This window comes from Vibrio sp. SCSIO 43135 (assembly GCF_023716665.1).
Classification (GTDB): domain Bacteria; phylum Pseudomonadota; class Gammaproteobacteria; order Enterobacterales; family Vibrionaceae; genus Vibrio; species Vibrio paucivorans.
In genome coordinates, this window is sequence record NZ_CP071860.1 from 307,241 (window position 1) to 329,174 (window position 21,934).

Annotated in this window: 16 protein-coding genes; 10 read left to right on the plus strand and 6 right to left on the minus strand. The window is 45.2% G+C overall.

The features are described from left to right. Nucleotides 1-128: 128 nt before the first annotated feature. The gene (locus J4N42_RS15835) at nt 129-689 is read left to right on the plus strand and encodes a sugar O-acetyltransferase (protein WP_252033309.1); all 561 of its coding nucleotides are present in this window, start codon (nt 129-131) and stop codon (nt 687-689) included. Nucleotides 690-810: 121 nt separating this feature from the next. On the opposite strand, the gene J4N42_RS15840 is transcribed toward J4N42_RS15835, so the two are convergent. The 3 genes from J4N42_RS15840 to J4N42_RS15850 all read right to left on the minus strand — a co-directional run bounded on the left by J4N42_RS15840 (nt 811) and on the right by J4N42_RS15850 (nt 3,900). Continuing rightward, the gene (locus J4N42_RS15840; protein ID WP_252033311.1) at nt 811-1,557 is read right to left on the minus strand and encodes a substrate-binding periplasmic protein; all 747 of its coding nucleotides are present in this window, start codon (nt 1,555-1,557) and stop codon (nt 811-813) included. A 319-nt stretch (nt 1,558-1,876) separates the two neighbouring features. Further along, nucleotides 1,877-2,509, minus strand: a complete 633-nt coding sequence (locus J4N42_RS15845) for a response regulator (protein ID WP_252033313.1) — start codon at nt 2,507-2,509, stop codon at nt 1,877-1,879. Next, complete coding sequence (locus tag J4N42_RS15850) at nt 2,506-3,900, minus strand: sensor histidine kinase (protein WP_353505404.1); 1,395 nt, start codon at nt 3,898-3,900, stop codon at nt 2,506-2,508. Before J4N42_RS15850 ends, J4N42_RS15845 begins: the two co-directional genes overlap by 4 nt. Nucleotides 3,901-4,256: 356 nt before the next feature. On the opposite strand from J4N42_RS15850, the gene pstS reads away from it, so the two are divergent. From pstS to J4N42_RS15885, 7 genes are all read left to right on the plus strand, one after another. Further along, entirely contained in the window at nt 4,257-5,300 is a 1,044-nt protein-coding gene (pstS, locus tag J4N42_RS15855; protein WP_252033317.1) for a phosphate ABC transporter substrate-binding protein PstS, read from the plus strand. A gap of 67 nt (nt 5,301-5,367) precedes the next feature. Next, a complete protein-coding gene (gene pstC / locus J4N42_RS15860; RefSeq protein ID WP_252033319.1) occupies nt 5,368-6,297 on the plus strand; it encodes a phosphate ABC transporter permease subunit PstC in 930 nt (309 codons plus the stop codon). Continuing rightward, entirely contained in the window at nt 6,294-7,130 is an 837-nt protein-coding gene (pstA, locus tag J4N42_RS15865; RefSeq protein WP_252033321.1) for a phosphate ABC transporter permease PstA, read from the plus strand. The genes pstC and pstA overlap by 4 nt, the downstream gene beginning before the upstream one ends. Continuing rightward, entirely contained in the window at nt 7,127-7,975 is an 849-nt protein-coding gene (gene pstB / locus J4N42_RS15870; protein ID WP_252033323.1) for a phosphate ABC transporter ATP-binding protein PstB, read from the plus strand. Before pstA ends, pstB begins: the two co-directional genes overlap by 4 nt. A 230-nt stretch (nt 7,976-8,205) precedes the next feature. Further along, on the plus strand, nt 8,206-11,016 hold the full coding sequence (locus J4N42_RS15875) for an EAL domain-containing protein (RefSeq protein WP_252033325.1): 2,811 nt from the start codon (nt 8,206-8,208) through the stop codon (nt 11,014-11,016). 356 nt (nt 11,017-11,372) lie between these two features. Further along, nucleotides 11,373-12,665 carry a carbohydrate porin gene (locus J4N42_RS15880; RefSeq protein ID WP_252033327.1) on the plus strand — a complete coding sequence of 431 codons (1,293 nt, stop codon included), beginning with the start codon at nt 11,373-11,375 and terminating at the stop codon, nt 12,663-12,665. A 174-nt stretch (nt 12,666-12,839) separates the two neighbouring features. Further along, nucleotides 12,840-14,837, plus strand: coding sequence for a methyl-accepting chemotaxis protein (locus tag J4N42_RS15885; protein ID WP_252034166.1), 1,998 nt, complete (start codon nt 12,840-12,842; stop codon nt 14,835-14,837). Between the two features lie 45 nt (nt 14,838-14,882). On the opposite strand, the gene J4N42_RS15890 is transcribed toward J4N42_RS15885, so the two are convergent. Genes J4N42_RS15890 through J4N42_RS15900 form a run of 3 tightly spaced genes read right to left on the minus strand, consistent with a single transcriptional unit; the run spans nt 14,883 to nt 19,256 of the window. Then, nucleotides 14,883-16,016: an HDOD domain-containing protein gene (locus J4N42_RS15890; protein WP_252033330.1), complete on the minus strand. Its 1,134-nt coding sequence runs from the start codon at nt 16,014-16,016 to the stop codon at nt 14,883-14,885. After that, nucleotides 15,997-18,027 (minus strand): MHYT domain-containing protein, encoded by a 2,031-nt coding sequence (locus tag J4N42_RS15895; RefSeq protein ID WP_252033332.1) that lies wholly within the window; start codon nt 18,025-18,027, stop codon nt 15,997-15,999. Before J4N42_RS15895 ends, J4N42_RS15890 begins: the two co-directional genes overlap by 20 nt. A gap of 59 nt (nt 18,028-18,086) precedes the next feature. Continuing rightward, complete coding sequence (locus tag J4N42_RS15900; RefSeq protein ID WP_252033334.1) at nt 18,087-19,256, minus strand: HD domain-containing phosphohydrolase; 1,170 nt, start codon at nt 19,254-19,256, stop codon at nt 18,087-18,089. A 344-nt stretch (nt 19,257-19,600) separates the two neighbouring features. Between J4N42_RS15900 and J4N42_RS15905 the strand changes: the two genes are divergently transcribed. Together J4N42_RS15905 and J4N42_RS15910 are read left to right on the plus strand one after the other, a co-directional pair. Then, nucleotides 19,601-20,608, plus strand: a complete 1,008-nt coding sequence (locus J4N42_RS15905; RefSeq protein WP_252033335.1) for a LacI family DNA-binding transcriptional regulator — start codon at nt 19,601-19,603, stop codon at nt 20,606-20,608. A gap of 22 nt (nt 20,609-20,630) precedes the next feature. Beyond that, nucleotides 20,631-21,875 carry an extracellular solute-binding protein gene (locus J4N42_RS15910; RefSeq protein ID WP_252033337.1) on the plus strand — a complete coding sequence of 415 codons (1,245 nt, stop codon included), beginning with the start codon at nt 20,631-20,633 and terminating at the stop codon, nt 21,873-21,875. The last annotated feature ends 59 nt before the right edge of the window (nt 21,876-21,934 follow it).

The window sequence follows — 21,934 nt, forward strand, 5'->3', positions numbered from 1 at the left end:
ATTCGGTTTAGAGTAGCGTTACCTCTAGATGCGTTTCTTTCAAACAAAGGCTCGCATCTAAATGGACGATCAAGGCAAGGATTCAGCTGTTTTCAATTTCTACCGTGGACAATACCGAAGTAACTACTATGACAACTGAAAAACAAAAGATGCTGGCTGGCGAACCTTATAACGCTTGGGATGAACAGCTTGTCGCCGAACGGGTAGCCTGCCGTGAAGTAATGCAAAAACTCAACAATAGTTTGCCTAATACACCTGAGTGGCGCAGTGCCATTGACGCTCTGATTCCTAACGCGCCCGATGCCTATTTAGAGCCACCTTTTCGCTGTGACTATGGCTCGAATATCAAGCTAGGAAAAAACTTTTACGCTAACTTCAACTGCGTTGTGCTAGATGTGGGCGAAGTGACCATTGGCGACAATGTAATGTTTGCTCCGAACGTTCAAATCTATGCAGCAGGCCATCCTCTAGATGTGAAAGGGCGAGTCGTTGATAATGTTGAATTTGGCAAATCCATCTCGATTGGCGACAACGTATGGCTAGGCGGTGGTGTGATTGTATGCCCGGGTGTTTCCATTGGAGAAAACACCGTGATTGGTGCTGGTAGCGTTGTGACCAAGGACATTCCGGCTAATGTGCTAGCTGCAGGTAATCCGTGCAAGGTGATCAAACCGATCGAGCAAGAATAATTGCGAATGAATAACGAAGAAAGGCGCCATGACGGCGCCTTTTTTGTTTGCGTTATACCTAGTTATCAAGTTGGGAAAATCTACACCAATGTAGTTTGAACGTCAGACGCAGGCGTGCTAATTATTGTTTGTATTCACCTCGAATCGAGGCTTCACGATATTTATCTAACTTGCCTTGTTCTTTCAACTTCATCAGTCCACGATTAAAGGCGTCGACTAGCTCTTGGGCTCTTGGCGACTTCTTGGAAATTATGACAAAGTAGTTCCTTGCTGTGAGTGTTTTATCGTTCGGCTCTAACTTACCGGTGAGGTTTAGCTTATTAATGGTTTCAAGCCCGACATCAGTATCTTCAAGCACGATATCTAACCGTCCTGCTGCCAGCTTTTTATAGTTGTTTTCTGCACTGCTGATCCGTTGGATTTTGATGGTGCCGTCCTTTTCGAGATCTTCTATGCCGTAAGCATAACCGGTGACTCCCCCAACTTTAAAAGCGGAAAGATCTTCGCGAGCCCTCCAAGTAACGGGTTTGTCCTTACGTTGGAACAATGAAGTGCTAAGCGTAATTACCGGGTCGGAATAATGGAAAAACTGTTCTCGCTCAGGGTTTTTACTCCAAATCAGTGAGCCATCTAGTTTCCCCGCTTTAGACTCTTCGAAGCCGCGTTTCCAAGGCATATAGGTGTACTCGACTTGATAACCTTCCGCTTCAAATGCTTCCTGCACTAACTGAGAGATAAACCCACCATTTTTTAAGCTCTTCGATTGATATGGAGCCCACTCTCCATTCGCAAGTTTTACGGTGTTGGCTGAACTGACTCCAACGAACATCAAGCTAGCGAGAAGCAAGCAGTATCTTAATGTGAACATGTCATCTCATCCTTTTTAATGAGCAATTAATAAAAATGTTATTAGTGTTATAGCGAGAGGACAACTTTTGCTCTGAGAAATTAAAGTGTGGAAGTTATAATACTTTAAGTTGTGTAATTAATATTGAATACTTAGAAGGCTTTGTTTCAACTTTTGTGTTAATTATTTGTTTTGAAAAATAGATAGCAAGAGTTTTATAATACTTATATTGCGCTTTTTATTCTTAATATAAACGCTGTTGAGTTATTAATGTTAACTTGTTTTTTTATAAAGAGAGAGCATAAGCTACGCTCTCTGAAAAATAACGATAGAATGGTATTTATTGCAACATGCCAGAGTGAACTTGCAGGCCTGTTTCTGTCAGCGAGTAGACTCGGCCTTCTTCTTTTTCGACCAGCCCACTGTTCACGAGTTGCTTCAAGTGAAAGTTAAATTTTGTGTGGTCTTCAACCCCGACTACCCGGCATAGGTCCATAAATTTCATTTTGCGGTGAATTTTAAGCTGCTTAATCACTGTGCGTCGAATTGGGTTCGACAAAGCGGAAAAGATGAGATCGTTGTTTCGTTCTTGTTTTGGTGTTTTGGGGGAACGTTCCGCATGGACTCTTTTCAAGGTTACGGACAAGGTCGCGAGGTTGAAAGGTTTGGTGAGAAATTCATCCGCACCTTTTTTCATGGCATCGACTGCAACATCAACCGTTGCAAACGCAGTAGTAATGACAATACCGATATTAGGGTGAAGCCTTCTAAGACTTCTCAATGCTTCAATGCCTGTTATGCCTGGCATTACGACATCGAACAATGCGAGGTCGAAGTGCTCATCCATCGCTGTATCTAGGGCGTCTTCGGCATTATCAAATGCCGATACAGAAAAAGACTCGAGTTCAAGTGCTTCAATGAGTACTTCGCGAAGCGCTTTATCATCTTCTGCAAGAAGAAGTTTTAATGTCATTCGATGTTCCTTGGTAAGCGAATTTCCACTGTTAGCCCGGTGATGTCATCGCTTTTCTTTGTGTTACGTAAACTGAGTGTACCACCATGCTGCATGATAATTTGGTTGCTGATAGCGAGCCCCATTCCGGTTCCTTCACCACGAGCCTTGGTGGTGTAAAACGGTGTTTTCACCTGCTCCAATTTGTCCTCATCAATGCCGATTCCCCAGTCCGATATTGAGATTATCGCCATAAGCTTGTTTTGATGAGTTTCGATATACAGTTGCTTGTGCTGTGTGCTGGCGTCGATCGCATTGCTGATCACATTAGTGAGCACTTCTTCAAGCTGCCCTGAATCGCCAATAACACTTAAACGGTCATCTAGGCTCAGCCCTACCTGAAAAGGCTCTAAGCGGAACTGATTGAGTGATAATGCAGATTCGATCAATGTGGTGAGTGGGACTACGTCACGCTTGATGGCTCTATGGTGCGCGTAATTGAGTACTTCATGGCTGATTTCTGCTGAACGTTCTAACCCCTGTCTAATGCGGCTCAAATGGCGTTGACTGCTTTCATCGAGTGGAAGTCGCTGTTCAAGTAGATCGCAGCTCATCATTGCACTACTCAGCGGCGTTTTAATCTCGTGGGCGACGGCGGAAGTCAGCTCTCCCAGTTCTTTGAGTTTGGCGTCTTGAAGGTTCTGTTGAATGCTCGATTCAAGCTGATTGTTTCTTTCGTGATCGAAGATTCGCAGTGCGAACATGAGTGCAATTAAGATGGCCGCGGCACATGCTGTGCGCAGCAGCAATACCCACATACCGTAATCCGTTAATAGCAAGCCAGCACTGAACCCATAACTGATAAGTGCAAGGCCGGTAAGTTTGAATGGCATTGAGGCGCCATGGCCTTCTTTTTCCAAAATATTGGCGAAACTGATCATCGCAAATCCCGATAGTGCCCCAGCCCCTAAACCAAAAATCCAACGGATGTGATTGGCGGTATTGTTGAGGTAAACCAAATAGGCGCTAGTGTCGAACCGATAGAACAAGCTCAGAGTAAATAAGGTTACTACGCTAACGCTGAGCCACTTAATCTGTTTGGTAAAGCGCCATTGTGTGAGATCCAGCATCTTCCAAGCAAACGCACCTAACGCTATGAAAGAGAACCAAAGTTTGAACACTTTGAAGGTTTGCATTTGCGTCGACAGTGGAAAGTCTTCTTCATAGAGCACCAAATACAGTTCTGACCATTCGTGAAAGCCATGGATGAGGCCAAATACTGCTAGGGTGGGCAGAGCTGAGGCAATGGCTATTCGGCTTTTCCTGAGATCTCGAAACAGGATCGCAAAGAAGATGGCAAAAAATGCCAACCCATATAGTAGGTAAACTTTAAAGATTAATAGCATGTCCATTCTGTGAGTGTAATTGACCAGATTTACTTCATCAATACTTAACATCAAAGGAATAGCTTGGGTTGGAATAGTTTTTCATACTTAGATATTTATTATTAAAATACATCTGTGAAGTTTTCTTATCAAAATGGAAATCACTTATATAATTGTTATTCACTAGTGGTGATTTTAAGCATAGGTTTAATAAATCTGTCATATTGAATTTCTAATCTCCGAACCGTTGATTGGTCGCACCGATCGGCAGTTGAATTTATTTCAATACCTTTAGTTTTACTTGAACACTAAAACTATCCGGGTCAATTAAATATTGTATTTAATTGACCCAAACTTTTGCTTAATTATATCGGAGATATATTGTGAAATTCTTCAAATCAGCTCTAGTGACTTCCGTTCTTGCAGTAGCTTCATTTGGCGCTGCTGCCAACACGACGATTAACGGTGCTGGTGCGACATTCCCACACCCTATTTACGCAAAGTGGGCTGAGCAATACCAAAAGGAAACGGGCGTTCAGATTAACTACCAAGCGATCGGTTCTGGCGGTGGTATCCGTCAAATCACAGCGAAAACAGTCGATTTCGGTGCTACTGATGCGCCTTTAACGATTGAAGAGCTAAACAAAGAGGGAATGATTCAGTTTCCTATGGTAATGGGCTCAATTGTCCCTGTAGTGAATATTCCGGGCGTTTCGGCTGGCGATCTAAAACTGACAGGTAAAGTGCTAGCAGATATCTACCTAGGCAACATCAAAAACTGGAACGATCCGGCAATTGCTGAGCTTAACCAAGGTGTTGAGCTGCCAAGCCAACCAATTTACGTTGTTCACCGCTCTGATGGTTCAGGCACAACGTACAACTTCACCGATTACCTAGATCAAGTGAGCACGGAGTGGAGCGAGAACATTGGCGTTGGTAAAGATATTACTTGGCCACGTAAAGCGACCACTATTGGCGGCAATGGTAACGCAGGCGTAGCAAACTTTGTGACTCGCACACGCGGTGCAATCGGCTACGTAGAGTATGCGTTCGCTAAGCAGAATGATTTGGCTTATACCCAACTGCAAAGCCGTGATGGAGAGTTCCTAATGCCAACGATGGCGAGTTTCCAAGCTGCCGCTGCAAATGCGGATTGGGACAATGCGCCTGGCTACCACTTATTGTTAAACAACCAACCTGGTGCAAACTCTTGGCCGATGACTGCAGCAACGTTCATCTTAATGCACAAAGATCAAACGAATGCTGACAAGGCAAAGGAGATCATCAAGTTCTTCGAGTGGAGCTACACCCAAGGTGAGCTAGCAGAAGAATTAGATTACATTCCAATGCCAAGCAAAGTCGTGAATATGGTGAACGGCACGTGGAAGCAAGGTCTTCAAGCTAACGGCCAGTCGGTGATTAACTAACTTGACGCACCCCACGCCTCTGCTCGTAGGCAGAGGCGTAGGATTCACTGCATATGATTCAACGCTTATGACAACACTAACTATTCAAAACAAGGTGAATGGCGACTCGGTTTTTAACAAGCTGAGCTTTACCAGCGCCTTGCTTATTTTCGTTACTTTAATCGGTATCGTTTTTTCTCTTATCGAAGGCGGTTGGCCTGCGTTTAAAGAGTTTGGCCCGGGATTTGTGTTCCAAAATGTTTGGGATCCAATTGGTGGGCAATTCGGAGCTGCCTCGGCCATTTATGGCACCTTGGTTACTTCATTCATCGCTATTGTTATTGCAACACCTATTGCATTGGGTACTGCCATTTTTCTGGCTGAACTGACACCGAAATGGATCAGTATTCCAGTGAGTAAAGCCATCGAGTTACTGGCGGCTGTGCCAAGCATTATTTATGGCATGTGGGGCCTGTTTGTTTTTTCACCTTGGTTCTCTGAAGGCTTTCAGATGTGGGCGAGTGCTAACCTAGTCGGCATCCCTGTTATTGGCCCTTGGTTTGATGGGCCACCAATAGGCATTGGGCTACTTACGGCCGGTATCATTTTATCTTTCATGATCTTACCAATTATGACGTCACTAACGCGAGACGCTCTGAAATCCGTTCCGAACGTATTGCGTGAAGCCGCTTATGGTACGGGGGCAACTCCATTTGAGGTCATTACTAAAGTACTGCTACCTAAAGTGAAAAACGCCACAGTGAGTGCTGGCATTTTAGGGCTAGGTCGAGCATTAGGAGAAACCATGGCAGTCGCTTTTGTAATTGGCGGTGCGAACCGAATTGAAACCTCGTTCTTCATGCCTGCAAGCTCTATTTCTTCAACCATTGCTCAGCAATTTAACGAAGCTACCGACCCAATTCATATTGCGTCTTTGATTGGACTAGGTGTGGTGCTGTTTATTATCACTTTCTTTGTCATGGGCTTCGCTCGTCGTTTACTAAGGAAGTCGTCATGAAACTTCGTAAACTAAAAAATCAGCTGTTTTTATCTTTTTGCACCTTATCGGCGGGATTCGGTGTGTTTGTCCTAGCATGCATTCTTTACACGCTGGTGGGCGAAGGGGTGAAAGGCCTTAGCTGGTCGATTTTTACTGAAATGACACCAGGCCCAGGTAGTGAAGGGGGGCTGAAAAACGCTATTTATGGCAGCTTTAAACTCACTGCGCTTGGGATTTTGATCGCATCGCCGATTGGTATTTTGGCAGGTACTTGGCTGGCTGAAGCAGACAAAGACAACAAGATTGCAGAATCACTTCGATTCCTAAACGGCATGCTGATGAGTGCACCGTCGATTCTGGTTGGTTTGTTCGTTTACGCGATCATTGTTGTGCCAACTGGTGGTTACTCGGGTTGGGCCGGCGCGATTGCACTATCTGTACTTGCTCTGCCAGTTATTGTGGCTTCAACTGAAGAGATGCTGCGACTAGTTCCTTCTACGTTGAAAGAAGCGGGGAGTGGTGTTGGTGCACCCAAATGGCGCGTCATTACTCAGCTCAGTTACCGCGCTGCCGCGCCTGGGATAGTGACCGCGATATTGCTCTCTATGGCACGTATTTCCGGAGAAACTGCTCCGCTGTTATTTACAGCGCTTAACAGCAGTTTCATGACAACAGACATGAGTAAGCCAATGGCGAACTTACCTGTGACAATTTATCAGTTTGCGATGAGTCCATACACTTCTTGGCAAGAGTTGGCTTGGGCTGGTGCATTGATTATTACCACCTTTATTTTATTCGTGAACGTTTTGGCGACGGCGTTGCCGCAGATTTTAAAAGCGAGAAAAGCATGAATACGGCAGTCATCAACGACTTAAATGGACAAGCTATGAATACACTAGCAAATGATGCGCTTTCAACACAGGATGTTGTCGCAGACCCGAAACTACGAATGGACATTCAAGGGCTTAACTTTTACTACCAAAAAGGTGGTGAAGCGGCGCTTAAACAGGTGTCGATGCCAATTTACAAAAACCGTGTAACGGCGCTGATTGGACCTTCAGGGTGCGGTAAATCGACGTTGCTTCGTACCATGAATCGCATCTACAACTTATACGGCAGTCAGTTCGCAGAAGGAGAGATCTTGCTCGATGGAGAAAGTATTTTCTCAGACACCGATGTCAATGAGCTGCGTTCTAAAGTAGGCATGGTATTCCAAAAGCCAACGCCATTTCCAATGTCGATCTACGACAACATGGCATTTGGGCTGAAAATCCAAGGTGAGTTGTCGAAGAAAGATATCGAGCAACGCATTGAGTCAGCGTTGAAGCGTGCGCACCTATGGGAAGAAGTGAAAGATAAACTACACGCCGATGCGAATGGGTTGTCTGGTGGACAACAGCAACGTTTGTGTATTGCTCGTACTATCGCATTAGAGCCTGAAGTGATATTGATGGACGAACCGACATCTGCACTAGACCCAATTGCAACGGCCGCAATCGAAACGTTAATTACTGAGTTGCGTGAGAAATTCACCATTGTTATCGTTACCCACAACATGCAGCAAGCAATGCGAATCTCCGATTACACAGGGTTTATGTATTTAGGCAAACTGGAAGAGTTTGGCACGACTGACCAAATTTTCCATGCCCCTGCGAATGACAGAACTCAGCATTACATCAGTGGCGACTTCGGCTAATTGCTAGTTTCCGATAACGTAAATCAAACTGAAATCCCCATGATAAAAATCATGGGGATTTTTTTCGTTTATAGAAACCGGAGGGAGTTAACACAATACTATGCTAATCAATTGAAAATCTGTGAGTTTTTAAAATTCGACTATGCTTACTAATGAATTACTCATGTTTGATGAAACAGAAAAACGCAGCAAGTACCGCTTAAGCTTTTGGCGGGTAGTATGGAAGTTAGATGATTAGATATTTTGCGAATCGCTGGGTGTCAGTGACGAGCCTAGTTGTTATGGCTATGAGCAGCTTGGTAGTGTCGCCTGTTAGCGCAGAAGATAGACCAGTGCATATAGCGATAGAAACAGGTAACACACTTCATTCAGGTATTTTGGAAAAAGTGGGAGATGAGCTAGGCATTGAGTTCCGTTATCGAGAGTTCACTGATTACAGCCAAGTTTTTGAAGCCCTAGACTCAGGTCAAATTGATATCGTGCCAGGTATCACTTATACCCGTCAGCGCGCGAGAGAATATGCGTTCTCTGAGCCGGTTATGAGTGAACAACTGTATTTTACCTATCCCACTCAAGCGTCTGGTGAGCCAATTGACCCAGCCTCAGTGACTAAAGTAGGGGTGGATCTCGCCAGTGTTTACGGACGCTACTTACGAAACATCGATGTTGAAGTAGTTCCTTATCAAACTCTTCAAGAGGCCACTCATCTTCTTAATAGTGGTGAAATCGATGCAGTGATATCGAATATTTCTCAGGCCAAGCTGTTCGCATCGGAAAACTTTGAGTCGATCAATACCGGTAACTATCTACCTATACGGCCGGCCTCTTATATTACCCGTAAGTCTGATCAAGATATGGTCGAACTCATGAAGTTGATTGTGGGTGAGGTGATCGCGAGCGAGCAATATGTGAAATTAGTGGAAAAAGATACCGCCGATTACATTGAATTCAGAAAGGAAGCGATTCTGAATGCCTATAAACGTAGTGGTATTTCTGTTGAGCAGCCATTACGGGCTGGCATTGAGGATTACTACCCTTACGGATATTGGCCTGAAACAGGAGGTCAGCAAACAGGGTTGTCCGTTGAGTTGTTTTTTGCTGCTTGTGAGATTTTGCAAATACGTTGCGAGAACCAAACGACTCAAGAGGATACATGGGAGAAGCTGATTGAAGGCTTCAAAGAAGGAGAATATGACGTTATCGCACCGGTCTCGATTACAGAAGAGCGTCGTAGCTTTATGCACTTTAGTCATCCGTTTTTGACTGCGCCATCTCAGTTGATGCGCCGAGCGAAATATAAACGAGGTGCGTATACCAATGTGTCTGAACTAGTGCACGAAAGAGTTGGGGTTGTGATTGGTGATGTGAACCATGAGTTGTTGTCAAACCTATTGCCAATGAAAGAACTGCAGCTCTACAGTAGCTGGGAAGAAATGACCGATGCTTTGCTGGCTGAGCAAGTCGACTACATTGCAGTCGATGAGGTTTATCTAAACTCTTTGCTGCGAGATAGCCCGGCTTTACCTGTTGAAAAGGCAGGTGAAATCACCACCCACAATATTGAAACCGCTACTTTTGCTTTTCGAAAAACACCAGAGCTAGAAGCCTTTGAAGTGTTCTTTTCCCAAGCACTGGATTTGGTGACTGAAAACATCAACCCAAAATATATCTATGTGCCCGATTGGCAGACCCTACTTCGGGACAATATTAAAGAGAAAGAGCGTGTTGAGCGAGGTTCCACACTAGTTCTCATCTTTTTGGTGTTGTTCCTTATCGTGACGGCAGCCGCGGCAGTCTTGTACTGGAGAAGGGCGCACATTGATGCTCAAACAGGATTACGAAATAGAAGTTACTTGTACCAAAAATATTCGCAAAAACTTCATGATCGGAGAGCATTGGCGTTTGTCCATATTCAGAATAGCCGAGAAATAAGCCATTCGTATGGTCATTTGGTGTGTGATGAAGTGGCGAAATTTGTCGCCAAGAAGTTACTTAAAGGAGTACCTAAAACTCAGCCGAGTAGAGATAAACAAGTGTATCGATTTTCTGACTACGAGTTCGTGGTGGCGTGTGACCGAAGCCCTACGATATACGATAGGCTCTCCAACCGAGTGAGCGAATTGGTTTATCTATTTAACGATAATCCAATTAAAGTGAAAGTCGCGGTGGGTATTTATGAGGGTAGTGGCTTAAGCGTTAAGGAATCACTGAACTATGCTCGTGTTGCCATGCTTAAGAATAGGCAAGAAGCTTCGGCTTATCGCCTGTGTGACGATGAGATCCTTAAAGAATATGAGATTGAAACAGAGCTGAATCAGCTAATAAAAAGTGGCGAGATCTATCAGCACATACATTATGTTTATCAGCCTAAATTCAAAGACAATAAATGCGTAAGTGCAGAATCGTTAGTCCGCATCGCGCTGCCGAAAGCTGGGCCTATTTCTCCGTATTTCTTTATTCGTTACCTAGAAAAAAGTAACAAGATGCTTGAAGTCGGTATTAAGCTGATTGATATCAACTTGAGCAATTGTAAAGCCTTAACCGACAGAGGGATCAAGGTTGCGGTGAATATATCAGCGCAGCAATTCTCAACCGAAAACTTCTCGCAAGTTATCCATGATTTATGTGCCCAACATCAGCTCGACCCGCAAGATATCATTTTGGAAATGACCGAAACCGAACTGGCGGAATCGTATGAGAACATGGAAACCAACTTATTCGCCGTTAAAGAGATGGGCTTTAGGCTGTCACTCGATGACTTTGGTGTAGGGTATTCTTCTCTTTCCTACTTATGTCAGCTCCCGCTTGATGAAGTGAAAATTGACCGTGTCTTTGTTACTGATATTCACTCCAACCCACCTAATCAGCAGTTAGTGAAGAGTATGGTGACGGTTGCTCAGGAGCTTGGCTATACCCTTATCGCAGAAGGTGTTGAAACCGAGCAGGAATACCAATGGCTTAAAGATAACCAAGTTGAGTATTACCAAGGCTACTACTTCTCCAAGCCCAAACCACTGGAAGAATTGCTGCCTGAGCTTTAAAAAAGAGCCTCCGTCGGGGCTCTTTTTTTATCTTTTTAACGCTTATGCTGTGAAATCTTTCAAAGTTATGAAAAGTTTCAAATCTCTTTCTGTTTGCCCCGCCTTTTTGCTATGAAATTTCGTGACAAATCGCGCCTAATTCCATGAAATGAAACCGATTTCAAATTTATTCTCGATGATTTTGTAATCATATCTATTTGAATAATAAAAACTATTTTTCCAGTCGATGATTCGATTGGTTTCACAGTGACCTGATGAAAGAGTCGTTGTGAAGCACCCCGATATTTTCAGTTATTTCATTGCTTACTATTTATTCCGTTAGATAACAAACCTAAAAAAATAAATAGGGAAATAACATGAAAAACTTTAAGTTTTTACCAGTAACTTTAGCGGTGGCTACTTCGCTTGCTTCTGCCTCTGCACTTGCCGCTGACGCAGATATCTCTGAACTAGAGCAACGTATTCAAGAACTTGAATCTAAGATTGTTGAAATTGATTACGTTAATGACCAGCAGCAAGCGGTGTTAACACCAGATACACCTGTGCCAGAAGGTATCATCTTCTCGGGTTATGCTCGTTACGGAGCTCACTACTCCTCGGGTGATAACCGTTATGTTGAAGTTGGTAGTTCAGGGCGTTCATTGGGTCGCTTAGGTAACGAAGCGAATGGTGGTGAAGTTCAGTTCGCTAAGATCTTCCAAGCAGATAGCGGTGCAAAGTGGGACATCGTGTTCATGGTTGATGATTGGAACAACGACCAGTGGGGATCTTCAGGCGGGGTTAACCTGAAAAAAATGTACGCTGGTGTGACCAACATTTTTGAAAGCCAGCCTGAGCTTTACATGTGGGCTGGTCGCGATTTCCACCAACGTCCTCAACAAGGTTTGAATGATTACTTCTGGATGTCTCATGATGGTCAGGGTGCCGGTTTCAACAACCTGAACCTAGGTGGCGCTAAACTGGATATGGGCTTTGTTGGCGCAGTAGACAGCGCTGAAGGTGCTCTAGGTAACGACTCTGGCCGTTATGCGATTACCTCTAAACTGCATGGCATTGACCTAGGTATTGGTAACCTCGACCTGTACGCAAACTATGGTTTTGCCTCAGATGAAGCGAACTCGGCATCTGATCCGAACGTGAGCGATGAGACAGCATGGCAAGTTGGTGCTGTGATGGGCTTAGGCGATTCGAATAAGCTTGTTATGAAGTACGGTGACGGCGCAGATAACTCAGTATTTGAGCTTCAAGGTGATGACTACAAGGTCACTTATGTAAGTCTTGAAGGTGGCTACGGTGCTACCGACCAATTCATCATTGATTACTTAGTCTCATACAAAAACTTCTCAGGTACGGACACTGACGAGAAGAGCGAATACGCGGGTATCGTTCGTCCACAATATCAATGGGATGAAGTGCACTCGACTTGGTTAGAAGCGGGTTACGCAATGGAAGATTTCGACGACGGTAGCGAGAAAAATGGTTGGAAAGTCACGCTTTCTCAAAACGTGTCGCTGGGTGGTCTGCCGTGGAGCCGTCCAATGTTGCGCTTCTACACCACGGTTGGCGATGTAGAAACGAAAGGACCGAGCACAGATACAGTAACGGCGGATACCGTAACTGTGGGCGCAATGTTCGAGGCTTGGTGGTAAGCCGAGCAACCCCAATAGTTTAATTAACTGTCCATATTTGGCCCCTAAAGGCAGATTTTTGGGGCCACATTTACCTACCAGTATTAACTCCAAAGCCGCAAGGCTTATAGAAACAGTTTTGGGCACAGCTAGTGCCCATTTTTTTACCATTCAGAATGACAGAGAGGTATGCGTATGCTGCTTACTTCGTTAGTCTCCAGAGTCTATCTCGGTTTCTTTGTGTTGATTTCAATCATGTTGGGGTCAGCGTGGTTCTCCTTACAAAGCAGCCAAAATCTTACTGACCGCATGGAGTCCATGACACAAGAGTCGACGCCTCTAATGATGAAAACAGCGGGTCTCACGATCGACTTTTTGAACATCAACCGTAGCTTAACGCCATATTTATCCGCGATGTATATCGATGAACTCGAGCCGCTACAAACAAATATTGAACAAAATATCACGCGCTACAAGCAGCAGTTAACGTGGTTTGAAAGTGTTGCCAGCCGCGACGAGAATGTAAAGCAGCAACTGCCAGACTTACTTAATGAGGGGCAAGACGTACTGGTCAGGATTGAACGTGTTTTGGCACAGTATGTTGACTACCTCGATGCCAAAGATCTGGATTTGTATCAGCAGACTCAATTTCAGTCACTAGCCGCCCAGCTTAACAGCAACCTAGTGTCGGGTATTGCTCGAGCAGAAAGCAATGAGGAGCGAGAGGCGGTTGAGCATGCGTTGTCGCAAGTCGCTTTGTTAGTTGGCGAAGTTAACGAAGCTTTCACCCAGCAAGATATGATCGAACTCCGCTCAGCAGAGCGCCGATTTAACACCAGAAAAGAACGTTTTTCTGAGGCTATCAATAGGCTGAAAAAGGAAGCGGGCAAAACACACCAAAACAGCGAACACGCATTATCTTTGCTGGAGAAACACGCTTTTACAGACACAGGAGCGGTCGCTTTGCATATTGCTTCAGTATCACTTTATGAATCTCTTGGGTTACAGAGGCAAGAGTTAGAGCAGGCGATCGACAAGCAGCTCGGTCATATTGATGCATTGTCAAACTATGCGGCAGAGACGTCCAATAAACTGTATACGGAGTCATCAAGCTTGTCTGCGCAAACTCGTGTGGCGCTCATTTCTGTATCTGTGTTATCTGTCATCATTGCAGCGGGTATTGGCGTGAGTACTGCGAATCTTATTCGAAGGCCAAGCAAGCAGCTACAGCAAGCGCTGAGCAAGGTAGCCGATAAGGATCTGTCTTCAACGGTGGATTACAGCGCAAAAAATGAATTTGGTATGGTGGCGAGCAAGGTTAACTTAGTGATTGAACACCTTTCGCTGATGATTAAGCAGATGCGTCACTCAGCGAAAGAGCTTAATAGTGCTTCATTAGAGAATCAGAACACCAGTGACGCGCTAAGTGATGCTATTACCGAACAAACGTCGCAGACTATTTTGGTCGCGACAGCGATGGAAGAGATTGAATGTTCGGTAAGCGAAATTGCTAACTCAGCAAACGAAACCTTGTCGATTGTGACTGGAGCGGTCGAACGATCGAGCTGTGGGCAATCCTTTATGCAGGAGAACGTTGACATGTTGGGCCTGTTGTCTGCCCGTTTAAATGAGTCGACAGAGACGATTCATCTGTTGGAGAAAGAGAGCGCCAGTATAGAGTCGATATTAGAAGTCATTTCTGGCATATCCGAACAGACAAACTTACTTGCTCTCAATGCAGCGATCGAGGCTGCACGAGCTGGTGAGCAAGGGCGCGGTTTCTCGGTGGTTGCTGATGAAGTTCGCGTGTTAGCGGCCAAAACAACCGCGAGTACTCAAGAGATTCAAAACAAGATTGAGCAGTTGCAACAACGCTCTAAATTGGCGGTGAACCAAATTACTCAATGTGTGGGTGATATGGCTGGCTGTGTGACTCAGACCGATCAAGTAAGCCACTCTTTATCCGATGTACATTCCTTGTTGAATCAAGTTGAGGACCGCAGTCATCAAATAGCATCCGCGACGACTCAGCACCAATCGGTCGCGTCTGAAGTGACGAAAAATGTCAGCCAAATTCATGCACTGGCTGAACAGAATCGTGCTAGGGCAGAGCGTTTGGCGAAGCAAGGTGCGCAATTAGAACGGATGGCTGAAAAACAATCAGATCTTACTCAAGCATTTAAGCTCGTTTGATTGTGGTGGGTGTTTACCATGCTATGCGTGGTAGATGCTTACTTTTTAACAGTGCTTGGAGTGGGGAGAATTTTCCCACTTCTTAATTTTTTCTTCGAGGCCAAAGTGGCTAAGGAAGCCTTCATCGATTGGCTTACCATTGACGATACAACTGGCGATATACACCGCACCTCCCGGTCCAAAGGAGTGTTGTATGAGCTTTTCAGGATCGTCGTGAAGCAACACATTTTCGATGATGGGTAACGGGAATCCCCAAAAGTGCAGTAGGTACCCGCCAAGTTGAGCCGATTTAGTTTGGAATAAGTAGGTTTCTAGGTGGGTTTTATCGTCCCCTTTAGTTTTGGGATTTAAATAGGCGCTCATTAGGTCTGGAGCGATCTTCATGCGAACGTATTCGCCGATACGATGCAAAATACCAACTAAGAATGTTGTGTCCTTAATCTCTGGTTCTACCATTGAGGAGGCGAGTAAGGCAACACTCAAGCTGTGCTCTTGAATTTCTTCGAGTGGTTTGCTCGGCTCATTTAAAGATAGTGAGTAAATTTCTAGCATGGCGATGATGTTAGTAACGATTTGGCTGCCTAAGCGAGTAATGGCTTCGGTGATGCTTTTAATCTCTTTACGACCGCGAAACATCGCATTGTTGGATATATGAATGATTTTGGCACACATTGCCGGGTCTTGGCTGATGAGCTTTGCTACATCATGCATCGAAGAGTTCGGGGCTTCGAGCAGTCGTTTAACCTGAAAAAACAGTTTGGGTGTAATAGGCAAAGAGGTAATGGTACCAATCGCATTTTGGATCACTCGATCCGGAAACAGGGCTAGGATATCCGCGATGTGGTTGACTTCTTCTTTGATGACCGCAGGCTCACAAGGCTTCATGAAAGCCTGGTGCGCGAAGAACCCGCCTTTAATGGTAATTTCTGGGTCGGAATAACCAGACAGTGACGCGCGGATAATGCCAGGGTAAAGCTTACTGACCTTTTCAAGTAATTCGGCACCGTCCATTCCAGGCATCAGCATGTCGGAGATAATCAAATCGACATCGTTCTCTTCCAAGAATGCAAGTGCATCAGTGCCGCTTTCTGCGGTATGAATCTTCCAGCGAGTCCCGAACAATGCGCGCTTGAGCCCGTTTAGGATCATGCGCTCGTCATCAACTAATAGGATTCTCATCGACGACCTCCTGCTCCGACTGCGCACTTTGGTTATTGAGCGGCAATTTGATGGTAAATGTGGTGCCTTCTCCCGGTGTTGTGTCGGTTTGAATGAGGCCGCCGTGAAGTTCAACAATGCATGAATACGCGAGGTTCAAACCTTGACCAGTGCCTTTGCCAACGTCTTTGGTGGTAAAGAAAGGGTCGAAGATACGGTTGACGATTTTATCGGGGATCCCTGTCCCGTTGTCTTCAATTGTAATAATAGCGTATTCGCTATCAGAGGATGTGGTGACCTTAATCAACCCTAATGTATCACTGTCGGAGAATTTTTCTTCGATGGCGTGAGCCGCGTTAATAATGAAGTTAAGTATAACTTGGTTAAACTCGTCTCGATAACATGGGATGGCAGGTAGGCTCGAATCAAAATCTGTTTCTACTTTCGCCACATACCGCCACTCGCTTCGTGCAATTGTCACGGTTGATTCAATGGCTTCTGTAATATCCACTTGTTGCATTTCGTGATTGCTAGAGTGTGAGAATGACTTCATAGCACGAACAATCTTGCTGATGCGTTGCAGGCCTTCTAGGGATTGGTCAAGTGCGAGTGGTATTTCCTCGGCAACAAAATCTAGATCGTTTTCCTCTATGATGCCAATGACTTCAGTGGGGTAGTTGTCGTTCGGCTCTTTGGTTGACTGTTCGCTGAGTGTTTTGATTGCCGAAATAGCTGTTAAGCAGCTCTGGAACGCGTCTTTAAGAAACACCGTATTATCAGACACATACTGTGTTGGCGTGTTGATTTCATGAGCGATACCCGCCGCCAGTTGCCCCATTGATTCAAGTTTTTGAGCTTGTCTAAGTTGTTGTTCGAGCTCCAAGCGAGCTGAGATATCACGAACGACGCAGTTGAACAGTGTTTTACCGTCATGTTGGAGAGACATGGTAGAGAGGCTGACTTCAATGGGGAAAGAGTTCCCATTATGTTTTATGCCTTCCATGGTTAGATTGCTACGGTGTTCGTGTTCCGATTGGGCACTGTTGTTCAAAGATTGCTTATCGAAAGAGGGCATTAAATCTTCCAGGTTTTTTCCCTTGGTCTCAGATTCTTCAAAACCGAACATGTTAAGCCCAGTTAGATTAATGCTGTCGATAATGCCATTGCTATCAACGATGATAAGACCATCTGCCAAGTTGTTTACGATGTCTTTCTCACGGCTTAAGCTGGCCTCCAATGTAGATTCTGCCGCCTGCAGACGACTATCGACGATTGAACACAGTACGGTAGCAGCGAAAATGATCACAACGAAGAAAGCGACGACTAACGCAATCGATAGGGTGTTGCTCATGTGCTCACCCATCATGCCCATCTCATGACTCGCGTAGAAACTCACCGCGGTCATTGCAGTGTAGTGCATTCCCGCTACTGATATTCCCATAACGGTTGCAACCAGAATCCGTCTGAACAAGTTGTCGTTATGGTATTGGTGTTGCAGCTTTATCAAGTAAATGGCTATAGAAGCAAAAATAAAGGCCACGACGATAGACAGTAAAAACAAGCCAAAACTGTAAACCATCAGCACATCCATTTGCATCGCTTCCATGCCGATGTAGTGCATGCTGCCGATACCTAACGCTAGGCATAGAGCGCTAACTAGCATGTCGATCAAAGTGAACTGTTGTCTATAAAGTATTTGGAAGGCAAAGAAAGCGCCGATGATCGGTGGAAACAATGACAGGATTGTGAGTGTGGAATCGTAAGACATTGGCATTGGGATCATAAACGCCAGCATGCCTGTAAAGTGCATTGCCCACACCCCGAGACCGAATACAATACTGCCGAACACACGCCACAGCTGGACGGTTTTTGGGGTGTTGGAGTACCACATTCGCTCGATAACAATCAGGCTGGAATAGGCCGCCATGCTGGATACTAGTACGGAAAGGATCACTAACGAGATCGTAAATTCACCGTGGAGCAGAGTGTATTGTGTCTCATCGACAGTTTGGAATCGCCAAAATTCAAACATAGCCACTTTCTTCCTTGAAACATAAAGCGAGCCTACGGTTAATCGCAGGCTGACTGACGTTAATGATTCGGTTGATTATTTTTATCTTGTTCTATTTCAGGCTCAACGAGTGATACTTCGACCTCGCCTGATATCGCTCGGTTTTCTAAGCAGTGACGGATAATGTTCATCAGCGCACTGGTTACTTGCTGGCCTTGTCTAGCCACTAACTGTCCGCGTGCTGTTCGGATCTCGCCTTCAATGATCATGCTCGGATTAAGCCTTTCCAATTCAACCATTAATTTAGGCTGTTCTAGTTCAAGCGTACTTTTGAAAGCAGCAAGCAGAGTTGGGTCGTAGAAATCACGTTGCTCTTCCAACGTGTTGGTCGCTTCCAGACTAGAGAATCCACTGCGCTCCAAACGGGTGTAGTCACAAACGATTTTGAGCATCCTAGCGCCAAGCGGAATGTCCTGCCCTTTAACTTCGTCATAGGGGATACCTTCACCGTTAAAGCACTTTTGCTGATACAAAATCGTTTTGGCAACGCCTTCCATTCGAGGTATCTGACGCAACAAATCGGAGGCTAAACAGGGGTGCTGATCAAATAGCTGACGGTCTTCTTCAGTTTCAGCGTTCCCTTCACTCATGTTTTTTAGGCTACTTTCTGGGAAGATGATGTAACCCAGTTGCGACAGTTGGACCATAGGCTCAAAGCTCCAATGTTTTTTTAAATCAATGGCTTTGGCTAACTGGCGCATATGGTGGTGAATTCGATTGCTGTGGTCGTTGATTTCGGGGCTGGTGAGTGACATCACTTCCGACAACACGTTAATCACACCTTTTAGCGTTTTGTTGAGCAGCACTTTCTCGGCCACGATTAAGTCATATTGTCGGATGGCGGACTCAATGTAGACCAAGAGCTCAGGAGGAGAGCACGGTTTGTTGATAAAGCGAAATACGTCGCCTAGGTTCACGGCATCCACTGCGGTTTTCTGGTCGGCGTTTCCGGTAAACATCATTCGCACCGTATCGGGAGAAATCTCTTTCACCATTTGCAGCAATTCAAGGCCATTCATTTCCGGCATCTGCATGTCAGACACGATCACCGCGTATTGCTTCGAGCGTATTTTTTCTAGGGCTTCCTGCCCATTGTTGGCCAGTTCGATGTCAACTTGATTACGCAATGTTCGGCGAAATGAATTGAGAATGTTGATTTCGTCATCGACTAATAAAACTGGTTTTGTCATATCCCTATACTCAACTAGTTGTATTACTTATATGAGTGTAGTCCAGCCAGAAGGTGATGATTTTAAAAAGATTACTTTTACCGAATCTTCCTTGTGTAATGTTCTCTTGCCACACTCGTACTGAGTGCTATTTGAACTTCAACCCTCTGACTCGCGACATCAGTTGCTTATCAATTTCATGAAACAGTTTCATGGCATGAAATGAAACTGTCGCAGCTTTCAATCTTTGCTGATCTGCCAAATAAAGGCCGACCTTACTGTGACGATTCTCACGCAACCAGCGCCTAAATTTGGGAATACTCACCATGTAAGCGGTTTCAAGTTGAAGATGTATTGAGGTTCCTTTGGCAACAATTAAGCACGTATCAGAGCATGCAGGTGTGTCTCAAGCGACAGTATCCAGAGTAATAAATGGTACTAGCCGTGTGAGCCACGACAAAAAGCTTAAAGTCGAAAAAGCAATCAAAGAGTTAGGTTATCGTCCTAATTCAATTGCTCAGGCATTGGCTTCAAGCCGTACTGGTAGTGTTGGCATTGTCGTTCCGGAATTAGGCGGACCTTTCTTCTCGGGCATTTTGCACTGTATAGAAGAAAATCTGCGCCGCTTCGGGTATCACGCTGTGGTGACAGCTGGCTCAAATACGGAGCAGGGGCAGCGCGAGTCGGTGGAGTTTTTGTTAGGGCGTCGTGTTGATGCACTGATTCTTCACACTCAGCACCTTAGTGATGATTATTTAATTGCTTTGGAAGAGCAGGGGGTGCCAGTGGTTTTGGTGAACCGCTTTATTCCAGAGATGGCGTTAAGCTGCATTGATATTGATAACGAAGTTGGGGGCAAACTCGCGACTCAGTATCTACTGCAAATGGGGCATACCAAAATCGCGTGTATAACCGGACCACTCGACAAGTCAGATGCACGGGGGCGTTTGCAAGGGTATCGAAGGGCTCTGGAAGAAGCGGGATTAGAGTACGACGAAGCATTGGTTTCAGAGGCGGGCTTCACTGAAGAAACCGGTGTGAGTGCGATGAAGAAGCTACTCAAGCGTGAATGTGAATTCACTGCAGTGTTTGCTTCTAACGATCATATGGCGTTTGGAGCGTTTGAAGTGCTGAAAAGTGAGGGGATTTCGGTTCCGCAGGATATCTCACTGATTGGCTTTGACAACATTCTATTCGCTCGTTATCTCACCCCAGGCTTAACCACAATTAATTTCCCAATTGAGCTGATGAGCACAGAAGCGGTGCAGCTCACCATTCAAAAACTCAATAAAAATAAACGTGACGTGAATTTCAAACTCTCACCTTCACTTGTGGTGCGAAATTCGGTCAAGGACTTACTCAACACCCTATAAAAATGATTATTAAGGATAAAACATGAAATTTAAGACCTTAGCGCTATCTAGCGCGGTTGCATTAGGGCTTGCTGCAACAGCAACGGCTGCCGACAATCAAATCCGTTTCGACGGCTTTCCTGATTTCGATAGCAGTTTGAAAGTGCTGTTACCTGACTTTGAAAAGGAAACGGGCATCAAAGTCGACTACCTAATGAATAACCATGGTGACCATCACACTAAGTTGACAACGAACTTGGCAACCGGCTCTGGTGCGGGTGATGTGATTGTAGTGGATGTTGAGAAAATTGGTCCTTTTGTTGCGTCTGGTGGCCTAGTCAACCTGTCTGAAAACTACGGTGCCGATAAATATGAAGAGCGCTTCGCGCCATACGCTTGGGCACAAGGTAAAGGTGCAGACGGCGACATGTACGGCATTCCTGTCGACTTAGGTCCAGGCGTTATGTACTACCGCACTGACGTATTCGAAAAAGCCGGCATTGATATCGATGAAGCGATCAAAGATTGGGATTCTTACATTGCCGCAGGTGAAAAACTAAAAGAGAAGAACGTTCAATTGATTGCTTCGGCAGCAGACGTTGCACAGGCCATCATTTTTACTACGGTACCTGAAGGTGAAGGGTTGTACTTCGATAAAGACGGTAACCCAGTGGTGACTTCAGAACGTTTCGTTCACGCATTTGAAGTGGCGAAAGAGATCCGCGACAAAGGCTTAGATGGCCGAATCTTAGCGTGGTCTAACGAATGGTACGAAGGTTTCCGTAACGGCACGTTTGCAACTCAGCTTTCAGGTGCATGGCTACTTGGCCACCTAAATAACTGGATTGCGCCAGAAACCAAAGGTAAGTGGGCAGTTTCTCATCTTCCTGACGGCATCTACGGTAGCTGGGGTGGCTCTTTCCTATCTATCCCAACGCAGTCTGACAACCAAGATGATGCGTGGAAGCTGATTGAATACATGACAACTAAGCGTGATATTCAGCTTAAGCACTTCGAAACAATTGCTGCATTCCCAGCGAATACCACCACTTACGATGATGCTCTGTTTGAAGAAGAGATGGAGTTCCTAGGCGGCCAGAAAGCGCGCTTGCTATTTGCTGATGTGGCGAAAAACATCAAGCCAGTGGCACCAGCGAAAGGCGACCACGTGGCTCGCTCTATCATCCTAGAAAACGCACTGATGGAAGTGTTGGATGAAGGTAAAGACATCAAAACTGCGCTTAAAGAAGCTGAGCGTCTAATTAAACGTCGTACTCGTAATCTATAAGCAATAATTATTAAGTGTAGGGGGCGTGGCAACGCGCCCCTTGTGTAAGAGGTCGTTAC

What these genes read in the sequence shown, in the direction of transcription:
- J4N42_RS15850 (WP_353505404.1), bottom strand. Translation starts at nt 3,900, where the DNA reads ATGGACATGCTATTAATCTTTAAAGTTTACCTACTATATGGGTTGGCA.
- J4N42_RS15900 (WP_252033334.1), bottom strand. Translation starts at nt 19,256, where the DNA reads ATGACAAAACCAGTTTTATTAGTCGATGACGAAATCAACATTCTCAAT.
- J4N42_RS15835 (WP_252033309.1), top strand. Translation starts at nt 129, where the DNA reads ATGACAACTGAAAAACAAAAGATGCTGGCTGGCGAACCTTATAACGCT.
- J4N42_RS15895 (WP_252033332.1), bottom strand. Translation starts at nt 18,027, where the DNA reads ATGTTTGAATTTTGGCGATTCCAAACTGTCGATGAGACACAATACACT.
- pstC (WP_252033319.1), top strand. Translation starts at nt 5,368, where the DNA reads ATGACAACACTAACTATTCAAAACAAGGTGAATGGCGACTCGGTTTTT.
- J4N42_RS15890 (WP_252033330.1), bottom strand. Translation starts at nt 16,016, where the DNA reads ATGAGAATCCTATTAGTTGATGACGAGCGCATGATCCTAAACGGGCTC.
- J4N42_RS15845 (WP_252033313.1), bottom strand. Translation starts at nt 2,509, where the DNA reads ATGACATTAAAACTTCTTCTTGCAGAAGATGATAAAGCGCTTCGCGAA.
- J4N42_RS15885 (WP_252034166.1), top strand. Translation starts at nt 12,840, where the DNA reads ATGCTGCTTACTTCGTTAGTCTCCAGAGTCTATCTCGGTTTCTTTGTG.
- J4N42_RS15910 (WP_252033337.1), top strand. Translation starts at nt 20,631, where the DNA reads ATGAAATTTAAGACCTTAGCGCTATCTAGCGCGGTTGCATTAGGGCTT.
- pstA (WP_252033321.1), top strand. Translation starts at nt 6,294, where the DNA reads ATGAAACTTCGTAAACTAAAAAATCAGCTGTTTTTATCTTTTTGCACC.
- J4N42_RS15840 (WP_252033311.1), bottom strand. Translation starts at nt 1,557, where the DNA reads ATGTTCACATTAAGATACTGCTTGCTTCTCGCTAGCTTGATGTTCGTT.
- J4N42_RS15880 (WP_252033327.1), top strand. Translation starts at nt 11,373, where the DNA reads ATGAAAAACTTTAAGTTTTTACCAGTAACTTTAGCGGTGGCTACTTCG.
- pstB (WP_252033323.1), top strand. Translation starts at nt 7,127, where the DNA reads ATGAATACGGCAGTCATCAACGACTTAAATGGACAAGCTATGAATACA.
- J4N42_RS15875 (WP_252033325.1), top strand. Translation starts at nt 8,206, where the DNA reads ATGATTAGATATTTTGCGAATCGCTGGGTGTCAGTGACGAGCCTAGTT.